Source organism: Streptomyces sp. A2-16 (genome assembly GCF_018128905.1).
Lineage (GTDB): Bacteria > Actinomycetota > Actinomycetes > Streptomycetales > Streptomycetaceae > Streptomyces.
The window spans coordinates 2,057,260-2,075,573 of record NZ_CP063808.1 but is presented as its reverse complement, the minus strand read 5'-3'; the positions used below and the strand labels follow the sequence as shown (position 1 = coordinate 2,075,573).

Genomic DNA, 18,314 nt, shown 5'->3' with positions numbered 1-18,314 from the left:
GTGTCGTGGTGTTGTCCGCTCAGGTGGTCCAGAAGTGGAGGACGGCCTGGGCATAGGCCACGCGGGGGTCCAGCTGGTCGGAGCGGAGCTTGTACTTGTCGGTGATGCCGTAGAACTTCAGGGGGGCGGGACCGAAGCCGCCGCCGGAGCGCCAGACCGTGCGCGAGGGCAGGTGCCAGTCGATGCCGTAGCCGCCGATGAGGCTCACCGCGTTGTAGAGCAGCGTCAGGGGCGAGAGGACGACGTAGACGGCCCACGCGGGGAGCGTGCCGACCCGGCCGACGAGTCGGGTGCCGTCCGGGAGTTCCAGCTCGTAGCGGCGGCCGCCGGCCGGTGGGTGGAGCAGGGCGAGCACGGAGCCGTCGGGCGCCGTCACGGTCAGGGTGTCGCCGGGGCCCCGTCGGGTCACGGTGCACAGGGGTTTGTGGCCCGCCTGGTCCTCGTAGAGGACGAAGTCGGTGGCGAGGCTCTCCGGTGTGCCGTCGTCCGAGGAACCTCGTGCGACGTGGACGGGGTTCGCGCCCCGCACCTTGATGACACTCTGGAGGCCCGGGGCCGTGGTGCCCTGGGCGGCCTGTGCGTGCACGCCAAATACAGTCGTCATCGCCATCTCTCTCCGGTGACCGGCTTCAGCCAGGCAGGCAGTCCGTGGTGCGGGAGCCCCGCCGCCGACAGGACCTGAAGGTACCCGTTGACCTGATCGCGAGTTCCGTCGCGCAGCCAGACGTGGCGGAACCAGAAGGCCCGGGCCAGCAGATACAGGCTGAGCGCGAGCAGGAGCGCCACCGGGGTGCCGAGGATCAGGTTCACCGCGGTGCCGGAGTCCGGGCCGGCGGTGTCGAGCAGGAACCAGGTCCCGACCGCACCGGGCACGAACAGCAGGCCGCCCCAGGCCCCGCGGGAGTTCATTCCGCCCAGCAGCCGGCGGTGCCGCTGGAGCATCGCCGCGACCTGCGGGTCGGCCAGGTAGTCGATGCCCCTGTCGGCACCGATCGTGCGCGCCACCTCGGGCAGGCCCGGCACCGTCGCCAGCTGCGCGGCCCTGACCTGCAACAGGTCGAGGGCCTCCGCCGGGACGGTGCCGTCGCCGCCGCTCATCCGAACACGTCTCGCACGGACTGGGCCTGGACGGGGACATGGGCGCCGGTCGAGGCGTCCGCCGGACCGCCGGCGGGAAGGTCCTCCGGCTGCGGGGGGACCGGTGGCTCGGCCGGGGTTCCGGTGTCGTTCAGTTCAATGGTGTTCACGATGTTGAAGAAGAGGTCGGAGTACAGGTCCCAGTCCTGCATGCACGGAGTGCTGAGTTCGAACAGCACCATCTCCGCCTCCTTGCGCAGCGGCAGGAAGACGGCGATCTTCCCGACCTCCACGTCCTCGGCACGGCCGGAGTCGGTGAGTTCCGCCGGGAGGGTCGTGACGTCCGCCGTGAAGCGGACCACCGCCTCGCCCGCCGTGAGCCACACCGTCTCGACCTGGGCCTGGTCCCCGCCGAGACCCGCGAGCTCCGCGGCCACGCTCGACGCGGTCATCTTCTGGCCGTCCGGCACGGACTCCAGCAGAGCGGCCGTCACGGTCGCCGTGCTGTGCCGCCCGTCGAGGTCGAGGAGACAGAACCCGGCGTAACTGACTCCGGCGTCCATCATCTGGGCGACCACCGGCAGTTGGGTCGCCGCGTACTGGAACCAGAGCTCGGGGGTGCCCTGCGGGTAGATGTCCTGGGCCAGCTCCATCAGCGCCTGTCCGACCTGCTCCTCGCTCTCGTAGACCGGGAGTTCGAAGAAGGCGGGCGGTACGCGGAAGGTCAGGCGCTCAGTGGTGACGGCCGAGCCGTCGGTGGGAGACATGGTGTTCATCGGTTACGCCGCTCCCGCCGCCGACATGAACGCGTTGCTGGACGGTGCGGGGGCCGACTTGGTGCTCAGCGCGTCCGACACGAGGCCGTACCCCAGGGCCACGCCCTTGACCCCCATCGCCGTGCCCCGCATGGTCCAGCTGCCGACATCCAGCGCCGCGTCGCTGAGGCCCGCCCTCTTGCCGGCCCAGGCCAGACCCTTGTACATGACGCCGTCGGCCATGCCGCGGGCGATGTTGGTCGACGTCGCCATGGTGTCGGCGCTGGCGAAGACGCCCTTGAGCCGGTTGCCGGTCGCCGCCGCCTTGGCGGCCTTTCCGGCGGCCGTCATGCCCTTGACCGCTCCGATGCCCGGCAGCACACCGAGTCCGGCGCCGACCCAGTCCATCACGCCGACCTTCTCGCCCCGGGCCGTCTTGACCCCGTAGCCGGCGAGCGCGAGGGCGCTGGCGCCGATGGCGAGTCCGCCGAGGATCGCGCCCACGGGCGGGATGGCCATGGTCGCCAGGGAGAGGATGGACAGCACGGATCCGATCTTGGAGAACAGGTCCGCGTGGTCGGCGAGGAAGTCCGTGAAGCCGTCCCAGGCGGCCTTCAGGCCGTCGCCGATCGACTCCCAGATGCTGATGTCCGGCGGCCGGTTGTTCGCGGCCTCGCGAATGGCGTTCTCGGCCTTCGCGGACTGTTCCTCCCAGTACTTGCGCAGCGCCTCGGCGTCCTGGATGAGGAGCTTGAGGTCGGTCGCGGCGTCCTGGGCCGCCCGCGAGGCGGAATCGGCCTCCTCGGAGAGGGCCTTGGCCTGCTGCTCGGTGAGCTGCTGGAACTGGGCGCCCTCGATCTTGACGTTGACCCGGTCGACGTCGGCGTTCTTCTGATCGAGCCGCTTGCGGGCCTCGACCGCGCGGCCCTCCAGGTTCCTGGCCTGCCGCTGCAGGGTCTCCAGTTCGTCGTGCCAGCCGCGCAGCGCCCTGGAACAGGCCGCCATCGACTCGTGGCCCTGCTGAAGGTACTTGGGCAGCTCGCCGACCTTCTCCTGGAACTTCTTGGCGGCCTCGCCGTCCCACACACCGTCGGTCTTGCCGATGCTCACGAGCATCTCGCGCATCTCGTCGAGCTCGTCGCCGACCGTCTTCACGTCGTACGCCAGCGACTCGATCGTGTGCAGGTCGCCCTTGGCCGGGTTGAACGTCAGTCCGGGCCAGTTGGGATCGTCGAACATCCCCATCGTCTTCTCCCCGTTGTGTGCTCGTGCGTGTGCTTGTGCCGTGTGCTTGTGCGAGGTGTCTCAGCGGTGGTGCGAGGTGTCTCAGCGTGGTGCGGGCTGCCTTGCGGCTACTTCTGGCTGAAGCCCTTCTGCAGTTCCTGGTCGGTCGTCTGGTACATCTCGACCGTCTTCTGCAGACCCTCGTGCAGGGTCTTGGAGGCGTCGGCGATCCGCTTGATGCCGTCGCCCCAGGCGTCCTGGAAGTCGTCACAGGCGTTGTCGAGACCGTCGGTACCAAGGCCCTTCGGGCCGACCTTGTTCAGCCGCTGCTGAGCGCCGCGCATGCGGTCGTCCACCTGGTCCAGCCTGTTGATCAGGGTCTTCATGCGATCGACATCGATCTGGAAGTCAGCCATCCCCGTTGCCTCCCCGTAGCGTGATCAGTGACCGGCGGTCAGACTATCGGAGCAGCAACTTCCGGCCTGCATCGCGATGTTCGCTGCCGCCAATTTGTGGCATGCGCATGCTATGCCCGGTCCCATACGTGCAGGACGGCCTGGGCACAGGCCGGCCGGTGGTCCAGCCGGGGTGCGGCGAGACGGTACCTGCGGCCTGTCCGGTACTCGCTGGCCGCCTCGGGCTCATCGGCCGACCGCCACCGCGTCCACGTCGGCGGCTCCATCTCCCAGGCGGCTTCCTTCTTCGCCTCGCCCTTCTCGCCGAGCAGCAGCCAGAGCGACCCCTGCGCGGCCATGACCGCCCAGCACACGAAGTACAGAGGAGAGATCAGCACGAACACCGCCCACGCCTTGCGGGTGCCGACCTCGCCGGCCAGAGGTGCGCCGCCCTGCGCGGGCTGCACGCTCCACCGCACGCGGCGCGGCCACGGCAGGGTCCGGCCGCTTCGCCGGGTGATGCGGCCGAGGAGGGCGCCGTCACCGCCGTAGACCTCGTAGACGCCGTCGCCGACGGACCGCACCGAGCTGAGCGGTTCGCCCTTCGGGCCGGTCACGGTGAACGGCGGCCGCGCCTGGCGGCTGCCCTTGGGGGCGTTTTGGGACACGTGGACGTACGTCGGCGGTTCGCCGTTCGTGCCGGGGCCGACCTGCTGGACGGTGACGGTCGGCTCCCCGGGTGCGGCCCTGTCGTACCTGCGCAGTCCCTTGTCGGGGACGTGGATCACAGTCTCCGCAGGAGCGGGCGCCGGGTTGTACGGCCCCGGTTGCCGAGCCGGCGGGGCCCATTCCTGGCTGCGGTGGTTCATGGCCGCCCAACTGTCGGTCCGGTTGAGGATCACGGTCGACAGACTCTCAAAAGTGGGTCGGCGATGTCGCGGGGTGGGTCGGCGTCGACGGGACCGTGGACGACTTGTCCACCAAACCTCCACGCCATGCCCCCGAGGGCTTGCGGCCGTACCGGATCAGCCCACGGCGCGGCGCGCCTGCCACAGGTCACGCAGCAGTGCGATCTCCGCCATGTGGTGGATGAGTTCGAGGTTGGAGCCCCAGAGCACGGAGATGTACGGCTCGTCGGGCGCGGAGCCGTACGGGTACTGGGAGAAGCCGATCGTGTCGAGCTGTTCCTCGGTGACCTTGCCGACCGCCTCGCGCCAGCGGTCGAGCAGGGACCAGAACCGCTCCTGGGCCAGCGCCGCGGAGGGGGTGAAGTCGACCAACTGGTGGGGATCCGTGCGGCGTTCGCCGAAGGTCCACTCCCACTCGCCGGCGAAGCAGGAGTGGAGGTGTCCGAGTCGCCACGCGATGGTCGTGACCGGCGAGATGTCGGGCTGCACCGGGCCGGTGTGGGCGAGGACCTCCTCGACGCGTTCGACGCTCACGCTCCAGTCCTCGGCGATCTTGGCGACGCTCATGCCGTCGGCGGCCTGCCGGGCGACCTCGGCGTACTCGCCGGAGGGGATGTCCGGGGCGCCCTTGTCGATCACCCACTCGCCGGGACCGTACGCCCGGGGCGTCACCGCCTCGCTGCGGCGCCGGATCGACCAGCTGCCGGGGGCCGGCTCCCAGAGGTACTCGTCGTCGCCGAGCCCTTCGAGCCGTATCTGCGCCCGCTCCCTGGCGCAGTCGAACTGGTCGAGCAGTACGCCCAGTCGGTCGGTCCGTACGCGTCCCGTCTCCATGCCCCGGCTCCCCTCACGGTCCCGTCCATTCGGAGGCTAACCGCCCACCCGAGAGGGCGCGACGGATTTACGTGCCCCTTGGTTCCGTTCGGAAAGGTCTGCGCCAACTGAGCTTCAGATCAAGTCATGTGACGTCGGATCAACTTGTTTCCAGGATTCGATCAAAGTTACGTTGCCCCGAGAAACTTTCGAACGGGGGTCCTTGTGGGTGTAGTCCTGCCGAGTGAGCTGGATGCGGCCCTGGACCTGATAGGCATCAGCTGGCCCAACGTCGACGAGGACGACTACCGCGACATGGCCCAGGCCATGCGGGAGTTCGCCGACGACATCGAGGACGGCGCCGCGGATGCGCACCAGGCGATCACCGATCTGGTCGGCGGCAACGAAGGCCTCGCGATCCAGGCGCTCGAGAAGCACTGGGACCTCGTCAAGGGCAAGCACCTGACCAACCTCGCCGAGGCGGGCCGGGTGGCGGCGACGGCGCTGGACGCGGTCGCCGTGCTGATCGAGGGTGCGAAGATCGCGGCGATCGCCCAACTCGGCATCCTGGCTGCGGAGATCGCGGCCGCCCTGGCCGCCGCCCCGCTCACCTTCGGCCTGTCCACTCTGGGCGGGGTCGCCGGTACGCAGGTCACCCGGATCGCGGTGAAGCGCATCTTCGAGGAGGTGTGCGAGGAGATCGCCGGGCGGATCATGGAGGTCGCGATGGGCCCGGTCTTCCAGGCCCTCGGCGCGATGGCGGGCGACCTGGTCGTGCAGATCGGCGGCAACGCCCTCGGCACGCAGAACGGCGTCGACCTCGGCCAGACCGCGAAGGCCGGTGAGAAGGGTCTGGGCGAGGGCGTCGACACCCTCAAGTCGGGCGGGATGCAGCTCGCCAGCGCGGGCGGGGGCACGGGCGGGTCGATGCAACTGGCCGGTGCCGACGGTGGGTCGAGCAGCTCGGGCGGCGGAGGCGGCGGCGGTCAGTTCAGCATGGACCCCGACTCCTACGACCGCGCCAGCAACGGCCTCAAGGGCGCGGGCGGCAAGATCCGGGACGGGGCCGGCACCAAGCTGTCCCGCGCGAAGTCCTCCCACGGCCGCGCACGGGGCAAGGACCCCCTCACCAACCTCCTCGACCCCATGGTGGACGAGGTCATGGAGGGCATCGGGCGGGGCGTCAAGCGCTCCGCCGACCACCTCGACGAGAGCATGACCGGCGGCCTGAAGCAGATGGCCAAGCGGCACCGGGACAACGACGACGAGACCGCCCTGTCCTTGAAGCAGCTCCAGAAGGGCAACGACGGCAAGACGCCGATGTACCTCATGGGCGACGATGGCACGCTCAAGAGGCTGCATGCGGACGGCGGGACCCACAAGCTGACCCAGGAGGACCGGGACCGCATCGGCCTCACGCTCGACGGCGACAACGCCGGCCGGCCCCTGCCGGGCGAGCCGAACCTGAAGCTCCACGGCAAGCAGCGGCCGCGTCCCCTCAGCAACTCGGAACAAGTGGAGCTCGGCAGCACACCCCTGTCCCAGGCCGTCCAGCTGGCCCGGCACTCGGACAAGAGCTACGGCAACCACAAACAGGTCAACGGGCAGGACAAGTTCGAGAGCAACAACTACGCCGCCGCCCGGTTCAACAGCGCCAAGCAGGACGACGGCAACTTCGTCATGGTCGCGCGTAGTTCTGGATTCCGTCACTCCGAGCGCATGATCGGGTTCCCGGTCCTCCGGGACAATGCCGGCGGCCGTATGACCGAGCTGTACACGGAAAGGGCTCCCTGTTCGTCCGCGCCGAACTGCAGCGCATGGATGAAGGAGAGACTCTCGCACGTCGACGTCACCCACAGCATCGATTACGGGAACACCAAGGAATCCAGAGCCCAGGGCAACGCGGAAATGATGGATTACCTGGACCGCCTCAAGGCGAACCGGCATAAATAGGCACATGCTAGCATCGGGCACTCCGATCATTCGCAAGGCAGGCAGGTCACGAGATGACGTCCCCCATCGACCGGGAGACCCTGGAATCCGAGTTCGATCCGGAGGAGCTCACCACCTTTTCCGCGGCGGCGGTGGCAGGCATCCGGCACGAGCCGAGTGCGGACTTTCTGCGCAATGTCGGCATCCCGGCCCGCCCGAATCCCTGGTTCGATCTCGTGGACGGCTCTCCGGAGCAGGTCAGGACGCTCGGCGATGCCTACGACGACCTCCGCGAGCGGTGGACGGACCTGCCCGAAGGTGCCGAGGGCTGGCTTCTGCTGGGCATGGTGCCCTATGACGACATCGCCCTGGACGGGGTCTCCGGAGTCGTGTACTGCCTTCCGGGCGACGAATCGGAGATCTATCCGCTGAACAAGGATCTCCCCTCCTTCGCCCACTTTCTCTTCCTGCTGGAGAAGGAGCGCCCGAACTACGACTTCGAGTCGGAACTCGAGAATATCGACCCGGAAAGCGCGGCGGCCCGCCTCACCGAGCAGATGCGGGAAATCGACCCGGCCGCTCTCGCCGTGAGCAATTCCCGCTGGCACGACATCCTGGAGTATGTCGCCGAACCCGAGGCGAGGTAATCGCGATGAATGACAGCGATATTCGGCGCATCGGGGAGATCACCCTCCCCCTGACCGTCGGCCCGTATTTCGCGACCGCCGCGTCCGACCCCGTTCCGCTGCAGGAGTTCGCCGGGTCCGTCGGGCGGACGGTCGTGCTGGAGGAGTGCCGGGAGTGGGCCCGGTTCGGGTCGGACCGCGGATTCGAGATCTGCGCCGATCAGGAGGGCGTCGTACGCGCCGTGCTCCTCGACTGGACCGAGGAGTCACGGTTCGTGAACGCGACCCCGGATGCCTTCGCGCAGTCGCTCGCCGCGCTCGACCAGGCCCTCGCCACCATCCTCGGTACCGACGAGCCGCAGCGGGCCGCCGCCGCCTTCGCGGAGCTCGAGCAGCGGCTGCGGACCCTCGACCCACGGGCGTTCGAGGGGCGGGAGCACTGGTGGCCCCTCGTCCTCGACGACATCCGGGACACCGCGAGCGCTGAGTGGTTCACCGCCTTCGAGATCCTCAACGACCAGGGCGAGAAGCAGATCGTCACGCAGGCCGGAGACATCGCCGTCCACCCGGAGGAGCGGCTGTGGGCCCGGCTGCGGGCCGCAGGTGTGCAGCCGGATCAAGTGCTGCGTATCCACACCGAGTTGGAGGCCTGCTTCATGCCGGGCCACTACTGCTCGCTGTGGCTCGGGCAGGTCTTTCCCGAGGCGCAGCTGACCCACAACTTCCCCTACGGGGAGACCGCCGAGTCCCGCGCCGAGGGCATCCGGCAACTGCGTGAGGCAGCGGCACAGCAGCCGCAGTAGAGGGGATTCAGCACATCATGACCGTCGGTACCGTCACGCCGGACATCGCCTCCTGGCCGCCCCTGGACGACGAAAAGCGGTCCCCGGGGCGGCAGTTGCTCGACTGGGCAGCCGGCGGCGGGGCTCGGCTGTGCCTGCTGCGTGGCGCGGAGGGCAGCGGCAAGAGCGGACTGCTCGCCTGGCTCCTGGCCGGGACCGTCGGCCGTCCGGGGCTCACCGTCCATGCCACCGTGCCGTCCGAGGGACTGACGGCCGAGAGCTTCGCCTGGGAGCTGGGACGCCAACTCGGTTACGGCCCCCTCTCCCCCGGCCGCCTGCTCGACCGGGTCGCAGCGGACGAGCGACCGCTGCTGATCCTTGTACCCGATCTGCACCGGGCCGGGGCGGGCCCCGCGGATCTGCCGTCGGCGGCACCGGAGAGCCTGGTCGCCGACCTGCTGGAGCCGTTGCTGGCTCTGCCCCACGTGCGTGCGGCCGTCGAGGTCGGGACGTCCGGGTTGCTGGCCGGTCACGGCGCCGAGGCCGTCGAGATCGTCGACCTGGGCGACGGTGACGTTGACGGCAACGGCAACGGCAACGGCAACGGCAACGGGCAAGCCTCGTACGAAGAGCTCGTCGCCGCGGTCCCGCGCACGGCCGGCGGCCGTCCCGACTGGTCCCAGGCCCCCGACGGGGTGCTCCGGCGCGTCCTCGACGCGGCGGTGCGCACCGACGGCCCTTCCGGGCAAGGTGGCGCCGTTCGCGGCCTGTTGGCCGACCCCGGGTTCCTGGTGCACGGCTCGGCCACCGCGCTGACCGCCGTACTCGCCGACGAGCGCGTGCCGGTGCCCGGGCGGCTGCGCGAGGTGTGGAGGCGTGCCGCACCGGAGCTGACGGCGTATCACACCGACAGCGCCGAACGGGCCGCCCTGCTGCACGCCGCCGCGGTCGACACGGACCCGGACCTCACCGAGTACCTGCGACCGCTCGCCCGACAGCACTGGTGGTCCACGGTATGGGCCCGGCAGGACATCCCCGTGAACGCGCTGGCCCTGGTGCCGGGCGTGGAGCGAGGGCTGCCGGCCGGCCCGGAGCGAGGGCTGCTGGCTTCGGACCCTGCGGGGCGGCTGCGGACGTACGACGTGGAGAGCGGTACGGCACTCGGAGCGTACGGCGGGAGCGCGTCGGCGGCCGTCGGAGCGTCAGAGGAGGGGGCGGCGGCTCCCACCGTCCACCCCAGCTCCGTACGACCGCGCTCCGTCGCCCCACGAGACGCCCGCTCGGCGCTGCTGCTCGACCGCTCCGACGCGCTGCTGCCGCTCGTGACCGAGGACGACCCGACCGCCGCGTTCGCGCTCGAGCGCATCGCCGAGTTTCACGGTTCGGCCGCGCTCGCCGGGGAGGAGTCCCTGGTCACCGCACTGGGCAGCGGCGGCACCCGGACTCCGTACGCGGTCGTCGGCGACCGGGGCGGCTCGGTGCATGTGTGGTCCCTGGGCGAGTACCAGGACGTCCCGCGCTCCTGCCGTGTGCACGAACAGCCGGTCACGGCCGTCACCTGCGTCGACACCGCCGACGGACTGACGCTCACCTTCAGTGCCGGGGCGGACGGCTCGGTGCGGCTGTGGGAGACGTCCTCCGCCGAGCCGATGCCCGTACCGGTGCAGCAGCGCCACTCCCTGGTCACCGCCCTCGCCGCGACGGACACCCCGGCCGGACCGGTGCTCGCCGTGGCCTGGAGCGACGGCGAGGTGCATCTGTGGCACGTGTTCTCCGGCAGGGTGCGTGTGCTGCCGTGGCTGCGGGACTGCGACGCCCTTGCGGTGACTCCCGAGGGGGTGTTGGTCATCGGGGACAGCGAGGGGTTGTCTGCTGTAGGGCTGCGGCTGGATGGGCTCTGGGGGCGGTGAGGCACGCTGCCGGCCGCGGCCGTGGCCGTCTTCGGTTCGCGGGCCCGGCGTCGGGGCTGTGAGAGAGAATCCGGCGGCCACCGACTTGGCCAGTACCAGGAACTCCGTCTCCGCCTCGAAGACCTCGGGTGGATGTCGTACCTTCCGCCACCCGGAGGGCCAGACGGCGGCCCGGATCCGCAGGGGCAGAGGGGCGTAGGCACCGCGTCCACCTCCAGAGCTGCCACAACCGCGGCCGGGTGGCGCGCGCTGTCCAACGCAGCTGCCGCCACTGCGCCGGGCCGGCACGCGGCACCTCACTCGCCGTACCCGCAGAGGCAACATCCCGGTGGCGTCGGAGGTAGCCAGGGGGTGGAAGCGGCCCACGGGCTGAGCCGCCTCCGTCGTCGAAAACCGCCCGGCGCCGCATCCTTCGGCTTGTTTGCTCACGGTCGCAATCGGGCTTCACCCCGCTGCGGTACTCCCTCCTCCGCCGTGACCGTCACGTGCCATCGCTTGCATGATGAAGCCGACAACGGGAGCCAACGCACCCACCGCGGCGGTCCACCATCGCCAAGCACCGCCGTCGGGGACGAGCAGCAGGGAGGCCATGCAGCAGAACGCCACGGCGAATCCCACGACCACCGGTGCGGACGCGGTCATGAGCCAGCCGGCACCGAGGTCCAATGTTCGTACCCGCCTCTCGGGATCGGGACTTGCGGACTCAGTGAGTGCCGCCTCCTCAATCTCCTCGGCCAGTTGTGCGGGAACCGCGCCCGACAGATGCCAGCCGTCGTCGCCCACCAACTCGGCGAGAACATTGCGGCCACGGCGCTGCTCCGGATGCCACAGCAGCCGACCACGAGCGCCGGACAGCACGGCACTGGCTGCCTCGATCTCCGTCAGGCAGTGGAAGGGGACCGCTCGTTCCTGATGTTGCAGCACAAGGGCTCGCGCCCTACCGGTGCCCTCCCCGCAGCTCTGTTCATCGGCCGTGTCCGCACTCTCGCGCGACTGCTGGTCGGTGTGCTCTCCGATTCCGGCGACGGTGACTCTCAGGACCCGCCAGGCGAGGGTGACCTTTCGCGTGGGGCGCCACGGGCTCTCTTCCTTCCACCAGCAGGCAAGCGGGCCCAGTGTCACCAAAGCCCACAGGCCGCCGATTCCCCAGGCGGTACCGACCTTCACGGCCCGCCCGGCAAGTTGACGCTCCAGCTCGACGCGGCGAACGTTTCCGACGGCCCCGAGTTCGGGCCGCTCAGGCACGTACCCCACATACAGCTTGCTGCCGACCCTCACCAGCCGGTTGACGGACGCCTCGAACGTCGCCGGCACGCCGTTCTTCCGGGTCGGCGAGGGCAGCAACACGGTGAAGTCGGCCGTGAGGTCGACCCCGCTACGGCGGTGGCCGACGACCTCGTTCTCGATCTTCACGATCGACCGCTGCTCGATCACCGCACCGGCCTCGCGGAGCACCACGCTCCGACCCGTCCCTCGCGAGTCCGCGGCGATCAGAGTCGCCCAGAGAGCCAGCAGGGCGGGAACCGCGACGAACACGGCCACGCAGCGGATCGACAACCAGCGCGGACCCGCCAGTGTCGACGGGACTGTCGCCGAATCGTCGGTCGGGACCGGGCTCACTGCCGCGGCCCGCACGGCCCAGCGATAGGTGTCGCGACGAGGATGACCACCCACCCGAGCCACCACCACGCCCAGGACCACCACGCATGTGGCGAGGAGCACCATCGAGCACCACAGGACACCGGTGCGCACCGGTGTCGCGCCCAGGAAGAGCCATGCCGAGTCCAGCGCCACGAGGGCGAGCGGAGCGGCTACGGTGACGAACCTCCCCCAGCGGACAACGCGACGAGCGCCGATCACACCACCGGTGCTCACCGTGCCGTGCGCGTCCTTGTCCATTGTCCACTCACGGCTGCTCATCCGAACGCTCCATGACGCCGTGGGTCGGGGCGTTCCCTCAAGGGCTTGATGTCCCGACCCGCGTCCCGCCTCGCGTCTGCGACCGCGCCAGGCCTGTCCTTCGGATCGTCCTCGTTGGGATTGCCGTTCACGTCCCCGTCGATGCTCTTGGAGATGTTGCCGCCCGCCCCCAGACCGAAGCCGATGGGCACGTTGGTGACCACATCACCGGCGAGACTCTGCCCCGGAGACAGTGTTCGCTCTGCCGTAGCCCGGTGAACTGCTGCGCTCCCGGCCCCGCCGGTGAGACCTCCGGCCACGGCACCGAGCGCCATCTGCGAACTGTCGAACCGGCCCCCGGTGAACAGGTTGTTCACGGAGTCGCCGGCGACGGACGACAGCACCCCGACCGTCGTGCCGTCGACAGCGTTGGCGACCGCACCCCCACCGAGCCGCGAGGCCACGTTGCCCGCCAGGAACCTCCCGCCGAAAGCACCCACCATGCCGTTGACGGCATTGCCCATCACGTCGGGCTCCTCGCCTGTTGCCAGGTTGGTCGCGACTCCGGTCGCCGTCCCGGCAGCCCACTGCACACCCAATTCGACCATCAGCACGTGCCACTTCGGGGTCTGCGTGCCGATGCGGAGAAACCGAAACGCACGGGCCGCCATCGCAAGCAGTCGCCCCAGCTTCGAGGCCGCATCCCCGGCCTGCGTCGCCAAGCGCATGGCGTTCGCCGCGCCTGCCGCCGCCGAGAATCCGACAGTGACGAAGGAGAGCAGGACGGACGCGCCGATCGAGACCCCGATCTCGATGTAGATCTTGTGGATCTCTTCGTTGATCTCCTCGATGTTGTCTGCGGCTTCCTCCAGACCCTTGGCTGCCTGCTCGAAGAGGGGAAGGGTCTCGCCGACCGCCTCGCCGATCTTCATCCAGTGAACGCGGAACGCCTCGGCGGAGTCGCCCCGCCAGTGTTCGCCAAGAGTGTTCTGCACCATCTTGTCGAGAGCGGTGTACGCCTCGTCGAGTTCCTCGCCCATGGTGCGCCAGCCCTTGGCCGCCCTGCGCAACACATCGGGCCGTCCGCCCGGGTTCACGACCTCGATCCCGGCTTCGTAGATCTTCTCGGCGGCGCCTTCCCCGCTCACTGCTTCACACCCTTGAACACGTCGGCCAGCGCGGCGTCACACGCCTCTGAGTTCTTCGCGTCCTTCTTGAGCGCCTGGCCGACATCGTCGAAGTGGCGGGCCAGCTTTCCCATCAACTCGGCCATCTCCGAAGCCAGTTCGATGTACGCCGACGTGACCTCCTCGGACTCCGTCAGAAACCCGAACCCATCATGGATCTGCTCCGCATCCGTCGCCCCCTGAAAGCTCCTGACCGCACTGGCCAGGTCATACGACCGCGAATCAAACGCGGTCGCCAACTTCGCCAGTTCTTGCGGCTCCAAGTAGAAGTCACCGGACATGCGCCACTCCGTACACCCATCCTTCAGGACCATTGACGTGCACTTCCGCAACACCGCGCGGACCGAAGAGTCACGTACCAGCACCCGATGGGGGGACAGCGTCAACTACCCGCCAGGAAAAGCCCTTTCGCTCTCCTCTGGGGCCACACGCCCCAGGAACGGTCGACGGCTGACGGTGACCAGCAAGCAGCCGCTGTTCGACGCTGGGAGCAGGGTGCCCATGACTGGACGGTCGTCGCCGAAGGGCCACGGGGCTGCGTGACCACCCCCGGAGGCGACTGCTTCGGGGTGCTCTCCCATGCCCGCAAGCAGGTCAGGGCCGCCGGTGGCTCCTGGGTGGGCGACACACCTGAAAGCCGCCCATGCGGCGGCACATCCCGGCTGCCGAGGTGACGAGCCGAGTGCCCGGGACCCTCGACACCCTCCTCACCAACGTGAGTGCCTCGTGGTGTGTCTGGATGCGGCCACCGAGCCCTTCCTGCCGGGTCACACGGCTCTCCCGGCCCGGCTCAAGGTGAGGCACCGCATCAGCCGGGCGCCCCGGCGTAGGTGTTGCCCCGGTCGAGTGCGCGCTGTCCCGGATACGGTCGCGGCGGGCTAGGGAAGGGCCGACGGGTTCCGGCACCCGTGACGGGCGGCCGACTGCACCGCAAAGTGCTCCAGATCCGCCCGCTCCGCCTTGGTGAGCGGGTCCGAGGTGAACTTCCGGTCGCTGCCCTCGACCGGCGTCGCGTGGTAGTAACCGACGCCGAGGGCCCCCTGGCACGCGGCCGACGTCCAGGCCGAGGTGCTGTCGACTCCTGAAGGGGCGTCGTGGCCACCGTACTTGCCGTTGACGACCGCGCCGGACGCGTCGCTGAAAGGACCGTACGCGGCGACGAGCCGCAGGCTGTCGCCGAGGAAACACTCCTCAACCGGCGCTTTCGCGGCGTCGGTCTCGCGCACGGTCGGCGCGGAGGTCGTCCCCTTGCAGGTCTCGGTGGCGGCCCCGGCCGAGACCTTCCGCGCATCGGCCGACGGAGCGGCCAGCTTGCCCGAATCTCCCGGTTCCGAATCGCAGCCGGTCTTGTCCGCCGCGCGCTGCGCCGTTCCTACGGCGGCCCGGGCGAGCTTGAGGCGTAGAGACTCGGTGGCCTCGACGTCGTACGGCGAATCAGCCGTCACCAGGATTCCGCTGCCCTCTTCGGGCGACCAGTTCCTGCAGCTGAGGAGCACCGATGCGGTGGCCTCCCCGTTCTTGGTCACCATGAGCCCCTGCCACCCGCCGTTCAGGGGTACGGGGGTGGCCTTCTCGTCGTCCTGGTAGGCGCCGTACGCGTTCTGGGCGCCGGCCGAGGTCTCGATGGCGATCTCGATGCCGTCGACCCGTGCATCGCGTTGCCAGACCGGCGGGCTCCTGCACATCGCCCGACACGTCGAACTGCCGACTGGAGACGTCGAATCCGAGGCCGACGAGGGAGAGTTTCGACTTTCCCGCGAGGTCCAGGACCGGGTTGAACGCGAGCATCCCACTGCAGGCCTGTGCGGTCTTGGCGGCCGGGTACTGGAGCTGAAATCCCTAGTACCCGGCTCCCAGAACAGCCGGCGTCAGCACGGAACGGACAAGCCGCCGCCGCGCCCTGTTCATTTCACAGGAGGCCAGCGGGGTCACTCACGTCGGGCTCGGGGAGCTCCCCGTGGAGTGAATCGCGGCGCATTTGAACACATCGCCGCCGAGATACCTCGCGGCGATGGTCGCGGCGGAAGCAAACGTCTCTCGCTGCCCGCTCTCGAGGGTCCGGGTCGGCGGCATGTTCGCCACCTCGACTTCGAGCAGTTCGTGCTTGCTCACGGACCGCCCCTCGAAGGCGCAGGGGATGGCGACGAACGCACGGTTCTTCTCCACGTACCCGACCGCGGAGTCGACCTTGAACGACTTGACTGTGGAGGCACCGGGCGACCGGTACCTGTCGAGATCGTCCATGTCGTCCGAGTGCCAGAGATAGTCGATCCGGACAGAGGCGTCTTTCCCGTAGAGCTCGCACCTCCCGGCAGCCGTCCACTTCGCGGGAGAGAACTTGCTGGTCTTCTCCGAGACGACGCCGCTGTCACCCACCAGCGTTGCGAAGACCTGCCCCTTGAGGTGGCCGTCACACACCGAGGTGCTGCGGTCGTCCGCGCTGTCGTTGCCCTGTCCGCTGCACCCGGCTGAGACCAGCACGGCCACAGTGACAGCGATCAACGCCCTCAGACTCTGCCGAGGTCGACGGGCGACGCCCGGCTCACGAGGATTCAGCACTGTCGAAATCACCGCCCGCTCCCGGAGGAGTTCCACGTCGCCCCTGTGGTGTGCCCGTCGTCCGCCGCCCGCGCCGCGGACTCGGCCAGTGTGTCGAGCTTCTGAGGGGACATGTCCACCCCCGAGTTCCTGATGGCTTCGCGGAGCGAATCAGCAGTCGAGTCCCGCACGGCCGACCTTCCATCCGCGTACCTGGCGTACGCCTCTTTCTGGGCTTCGTCAGTGGTGTCCTGCTGGACCTGGTCCACCACCATCGCCTGGATGTCCTCGACGGCCCAGCCCGCGATGGTCCCTACGATCGGAGCGGCCGCACCCGTCGCCGCGCCGACTGCCATGCCGAGGCCGCGCCCGGCCCACTTGTCGCCTGTCGCCACGGCGTCGTTGAAGTCCTTGTCGGACGCCGAGTGCTCCTCGAAGATCGCCTGATCGCGGGCGTCGCTGAGAATACCGGCCACGACGCCGCCCGGATGAGCCACGTTCTCCATCGCGGGGGTCATCTCGTCATAGCCGGGGTGCTGCTTCGCAACCTCCTGCATCCAGATGGCGGTATTGGCCTGCGAGGACTCGCTGATCGCGACGTAGGCGTCCGGGTCGCGCCCGACGTTCGCGAGAAAGGGCACGAGGGTGCCGGTCTCGAATCCTTTGGGGGGATTGACGGGTTCCCCGAAGGGCTTGATCGTGCCCTGCTCGTTCCCGAATGCGGCCTGGACGTCCGCCATGTACTCGGCCGTCATGTTGCCCAGGCTGTCCCGCATCTCGTCCCGGGGAGAGCCACTGATCAGACCGGGGTCACCGCCGATGGTGTTGACGAGTTCGTTCATCAGGGCTGCGCGCTCGGCGGTGTGCTTCACCGGGTCTCCGTCGCTGTCGAAGGGGCGGCCCGAGGTGGCGGACTCCATGGCATGCCCCAGGTTGTTGTAGCCGCTGGGGTTCCCGGAGTCGCCCGTGTAACCCGCACCCTCCGGCCAGTGCCGGTCCTTCAGCAGGTAGTCCAGGTGATCGACCTTCTCGCCGTCGATGGTGGCGTCGGAAGTGAGGAACTCGGTGGAGGCGTCCGGGTTGTGCCCCAGCGCGTCCATGAACCCCGTCATCGGGTCGAGCGCCCCGATGTTGGTCGAGCCGAGCGTCCGCGGGTATCCCCAGTAGGCGTCCGGGTTCTGCCCTGCGTTGGCGCCGTTCTTCTCCGCGGTGATCAGGGCGTCGCCGTAGTCCTGGAGGAAGTCCTTGTCCCACTTGCCCTCGCTCATCAGGCTGCTGGTGAGCTGGTAGCCGCTGAGGCCGTACGGCGATTCGGTGGGGTTGGCGTTGAAGTCGCGCTGGCCGGCCTTGAGGAGGTCGTTCTGGAACTTGGTGATCTCCGGGTCGGGCCCGCCCTTGCGGTGGTCGTCCGAGGTGGTCGCCGTGCCGATGGTGGTGCCCAAGTTCGCCTTGAGCTGCTTGAGTTGGGCCAGCTGCTCCTTGGAGAGGGTGGTGCCGGCCGGCGGGCTCATGAGCTCGTTGTACTTGCTCAGCATGTTCTCGCCGCCGGTCTTGACCGCGAACTCCCGTGAGAACTCGGGGTCGTTCTTGTTGGCGGAGAGAAGCAGGTTGAGCTTGGTGATCTCGGCGTCGGAGAGACGGTCCTTCTTGTTCATCAACGCGGCGGCCTGATCGGCCTCGACGGCGTCGAGGGTGGTGTAGACGCTGGTGTTGAAGGACTGGCTGTCGCCGTTGGCGTCGCGTTCCAGAGCCGAACTGGCCGCCTCGTCGGCGGCGGTGGCCACTTCCAGGACCCGCGTCAGCCGGGAGACGAGCGAGTCCAGCTTCTTCTTGCGCTCCTCGGCGAGGCCAGGAGAGGCGGAGGCGGTGGGGCTGTCCTGCCGGGGATCGACGTCCTCGACACGGCCGTCGTCGTAGACCTTGTAGTGGTCGGTGCGGGCCTCGTCGAGCAGGGCGTGCAACTGCTTCTGGGAGGCGGTGAATTCACCGTGGGCGTCCAGCAGCAGCTTGGCTATGCGCTCCGCCTCGGTGGCGGCGTTCTCGTACTCCGTGCGGGCCTTGCCCATGGTGACGAAGGCGGCGTCGGCCGCGTCCCCGTCCCAGTGGCCCTTGAGGTGGTTGATGACGCGCTGCTCGAACTCCCTTTGCAGCGCCTCGTACTTGGCCGGCAGTGCCTTCCAGGATGCGGCGGCGTCGGCCAGCGGGGCGAGGTCGGCCTTGTCGAGGTAGGGGATGGACACCATGGTGCGACTGCTCCTTGTGAGGGGG

Annotated in this window: 17 protein-coding genes; 4 read left to right on the top strand and 13 right to left on the bottom strand. The window is 69.1% G+C overall.

The features are described from left to right. Positions 1-19: 19 nt before the first annotated feature. The 7 genes from IOD14_RS09545 to IOD14_RS09515 all read right to left on the bottom strand — a co-directional run bounded on the left by IOD14_RS09545 (position 20) and on the right by IOD14_RS09515 (position 5,193). Positions 20-604 (bottom strand): hypothetical protein, encoded by a 585-nt coding sequence (locus tag IOD14_RS09545; RefSeq protein WP_249125882.1) that lies wholly within the window; start codon positions 602-604, stop codon positions 20-22. Continuing rightward, on the bottom strand, positions 601-1,098 hold the full coding sequence (locus IOD14_RS09540) for a hypothetical protein (protein WP_212670045.1): 498 nt from the start codon (positions 1,096-1,098) through the stop codon (positions 601-603). Before IOD14_RS09540 ends, IOD14_RS09545 begins: the two co-directional genes overlap by 4 nt. After that, positions 1,095-1,853, bottom strand: a complete 759-nt coding sequence (locus IOD14_RS09535) for a hypothetical protein (protein WP_212670044.1) — start codon at positions 1,851-1,853, stop codon at positions 1,095-1,097. Before IOD14_RS09535 ends, IOD14_RS09540 begins: the two co-directional genes overlap by 4 nt. A 3-nt stretch (positions 1,854-1,856) precedes the next feature. After that, a complete protein-coding gene (locus tag IOD14_RS09530; protein ID WP_123991961.1) occupies positions 1,857-3,077 on the bottom strand; it encodes a putative T7SS-secreted protein in 1,221 nt (406 codons plus the stop codon). 107 nt (positions 3,078-3,184) lie between these two features. Then, positions 3,185-3,472 carry a type VII secretion target gene (locus IOD14_RS09525; RefSeq protein WP_007385088.1) on the bottom strand — a complete coding sequence of 96 codons (288 nt, stop codon included), beginning with the start codon at positions 3,470-3,472 and terminating at the stop codon, positions 3,185-3,187. 110 nt (positions 3,473-3,582) lie between these two features. Beyond that, a complete protein-coding gene (locus IOD14_RS09520; RefSeq protein WP_249125881.1) occupies positions 3,583-4,353 on the bottom strand; it encodes a hypothetical protein in 771 nt (256 codons plus the stop codon). A gap of 123 nt (positions 4,354-4,476) precedes the next feature. Next, positions 4,477-5,193 carry a DinB family protein gene (locus IOD14_RS09515; RefSeq protein ID WP_123991960.1) on the bottom strand — a complete coding sequence of 239 codons (717 nt, stop codon included), beginning with the start codon at positions 5,191-5,193 and terminating at the stop codon, positions 4,477-4,479. 204 nt (positions 5,194-5,397) lie between these two features. Here IOD14_RS09515 and IOD14_RS09510 point away from each other — a divergent pair, with 204 nt between their 5' ends. The 4 genes from IOD14_RS09510 to IOD14_RS09495 are packed head-to-tail and all read left to right on the top strand — an operon-like array spanning position 5,398 to position 10,422. Further along, a complete protein-coding gene (locus tag IOD14_RS09510) occupies positions 5,398-7,125 on the top strand; it encodes a nucleic acid/nucleotide deaminase domain-containing protein (RefSeq protein ID WP_123991959.1) in 1,728 nt (575 codons plus the stop codon). 53 nt (positions 7,126-7,178) lie between these two features. Beyond that, positions 7,179-7,751, top strand: a complete 573-nt coding sequence (locus IOD14_RS09505) for an SUKH-4 family immunity protein (RefSeq protein WP_212670043.1) — start codon at positions 7,179-7,181, stop codon at positions 7,749-7,751. 5 nt (positions 7,752-7,756) lie between these two features. Continuing rightward, positions 7,757-8,533, top strand: a complete 777-nt coding sequence (locus tag IOD14_RS09500) for a nucleic acid/nucleotide deaminase domain-containing protein (RefSeq protein WP_212670042.1) — start codon at positions 7,757-7,759, stop codon at positions 8,531-8,533. Between the two features lie 17 nt (positions 8,534-8,550). After that, a complete protein-coding gene (locus IOD14_RS09495) occupies positions 8,551-10,422 on the top strand; it encodes a hypothetical protein (protein WP_249125880.1) in 1,872 nt (623 codons plus the stop codon). A gap of 444 nt (positions 10,423-10,866) precedes the next feature. Here IOD14_RS09495 and IOD14_RS09490 read toward each other — a convergent pair whose 3' ends face one another. The 6 genes from IOD14_RS09490 to IOD14_RS09465 all read right to left on the bottom strand — a co-directional run bounded on the left by IOD14_RS09490 (position 10,867) and on the right by IOD14_RS09465 (position 18,289). After that, on the bottom strand, positions 10,867-12,147 hold the full coding sequence (locus IOD14_RS09490) for a hypothetical protein (protein ID WP_249125879.1): 1,281 nt from the start codon (positions 12,145-12,147) through the stop codon (positions 10,867-10,869). Between the two features lie 191 nt (positions 12,148-12,338). After that, positions 12,339-13,469 (bottom strand): WXG100 family type VII secretion target, encoded by a 1,131-nt coding sequence (locus IOD14_RS09485; RefSeq protein WP_123991955.1) that lies wholly within the window; start codon positions 13,467-13,469, stop codon positions 12,339-12,341. Continuing rightward, entirely contained in the window at positions 13,466-13,789 is a 324-nt protein-coding gene (locus IOD14_RS09480) for a hypothetical protein (RefSeq protein ID WP_123991954.1), read from the bottom strand. Before IOD14_RS09480 ends, IOD14_RS09485 begins: the two co-directional genes overlap by 4 nt. Positions 13,790-14,386: 597 nt before the next feature. Further along, complete coding sequence (locus IOD14_RS09475) at positions 14,387-15,193, bottom strand: hypothetical protein (RefSeq protein ID WP_249125878.1); 807 nt, start codon at positions 15,191-15,193, stop codon at positions 14,387-14,389. A gap of 247 nt (positions 15,194-15,440) precedes the next feature. After that, on the bottom strand, positions 15,441-16,103 hold the full coding sequence (locus IOD14_RS09470) for a hypothetical protein (RefSeq protein WP_249125877.1): 663 nt from the start codon (positions 16,101-16,103) through the stop codon (positions 15,441-15,443). Then, the gene (locus IOD14_RS09465; RefSeq protein WP_123991953.1) at positions 16,076-18,289 is read right to left on the bottom strand and encodes a hypothetical protein; all 2,214 of its coding nucleotides are present in this window, start codon (positions 18,287-18,289) and stop codon (positions 16,076-16,078) included. The genes IOD14_RS09470 and IOD14_RS09465 overlap by 28 nt, the downstream gene beginning before the upstream one ends. Positions 18,290-18,314 lie beyond the last annotated feature (25 nt).

Coding starts and splice junctions, on each gene's coding strand:
- IOD14_RS09525 (WP_007385088.1), bottom strand. CDS start 3,472: ATGGCTGACTTCCAGATCGATGTCGATCGCATGAAGACCCTGATCAAC.
- IOD14_RS09475 (WP_249125878.1), bottom strand. CDS start 15,193: ATGTGCAGGAGCCCGCCGGTCTGGCAACGCGATGCACGGGTCGACGGC.
- IOD14_RS09540 (WP_212670045.1), bottom strand. CDS start 1,098: ATGAGCGGCGGCGACGGCACCGTCCCGGCGGAGGCCCTCGACCTGTTG.
- IOD14_RS09480 (WP_123991954.1), bottom strand. CDS start 13,789: ATGTCCGGTGACTTCTACTTGGAGCCGCAAGAACTGGCGAAGTTGGCG.
- IOD14_RS09505 (WP_212670043.1), top strand. CDS start 7,179: ATGACGTCCCCCATCGACCGGGAGACCCTGGAATCCGAGTTCGATCCG.
- IOD14_RS09535 (WP_212670044.1), bottom strand. CDS start 1,853: ATGAACACCATGTCTCCCACCGACGGCTCGGCCGTCACCACTGAGCGC.
- IOD14_RS09490 (WP_249125879.1), bottom strand. CDS start 12,147: ATGGTGCTCCTCGCCACATGCGTGGTGGTCCTGGGCGTGGTGGTGGCT.
- IOD14_RS09545 (WP_249125882.1), bottom strand. CDS start 604: ATGACGACTGTATTTGGCGTGCACGCACAGGCCGCCCAGGGCACCACG.
- IOD14_RS09495 (WP_249125880.1), top strand. CDS start 8,551: ATGACCGTCGGTACCGTCACGCCGGACATCGCCTCCTGGCCGCCCCTG.
- IOD14_RS09515 (WP_123991960.1), bottom strand. CDS start 5,193: ATGGAGACGGGACGCGTACGGACCGACCGACTGGGCGTACTGCTCGAC.
- IOD14_RS09530 (WP_123991961.1), bottom strand. CDS start 3,077: ATGGGGATGTTCGACGATCCCAACTGGCCCGGACTGACGTTCAACCCG.
- IOD14_RS09465 (WP_123991953.1), bottom strand. CDS start 18,289: ATGGTGTCCATCCCCTACCTCGACAAGGCCGACCTCGCCCCGCTGGCC.
- IOD14_RS09500 (WP_212670042.1), top strand. CDS start 7,757: ATGAATGACAGCGATATTCGGCGCATCGGGGAGATCACCCTCCCCCTG.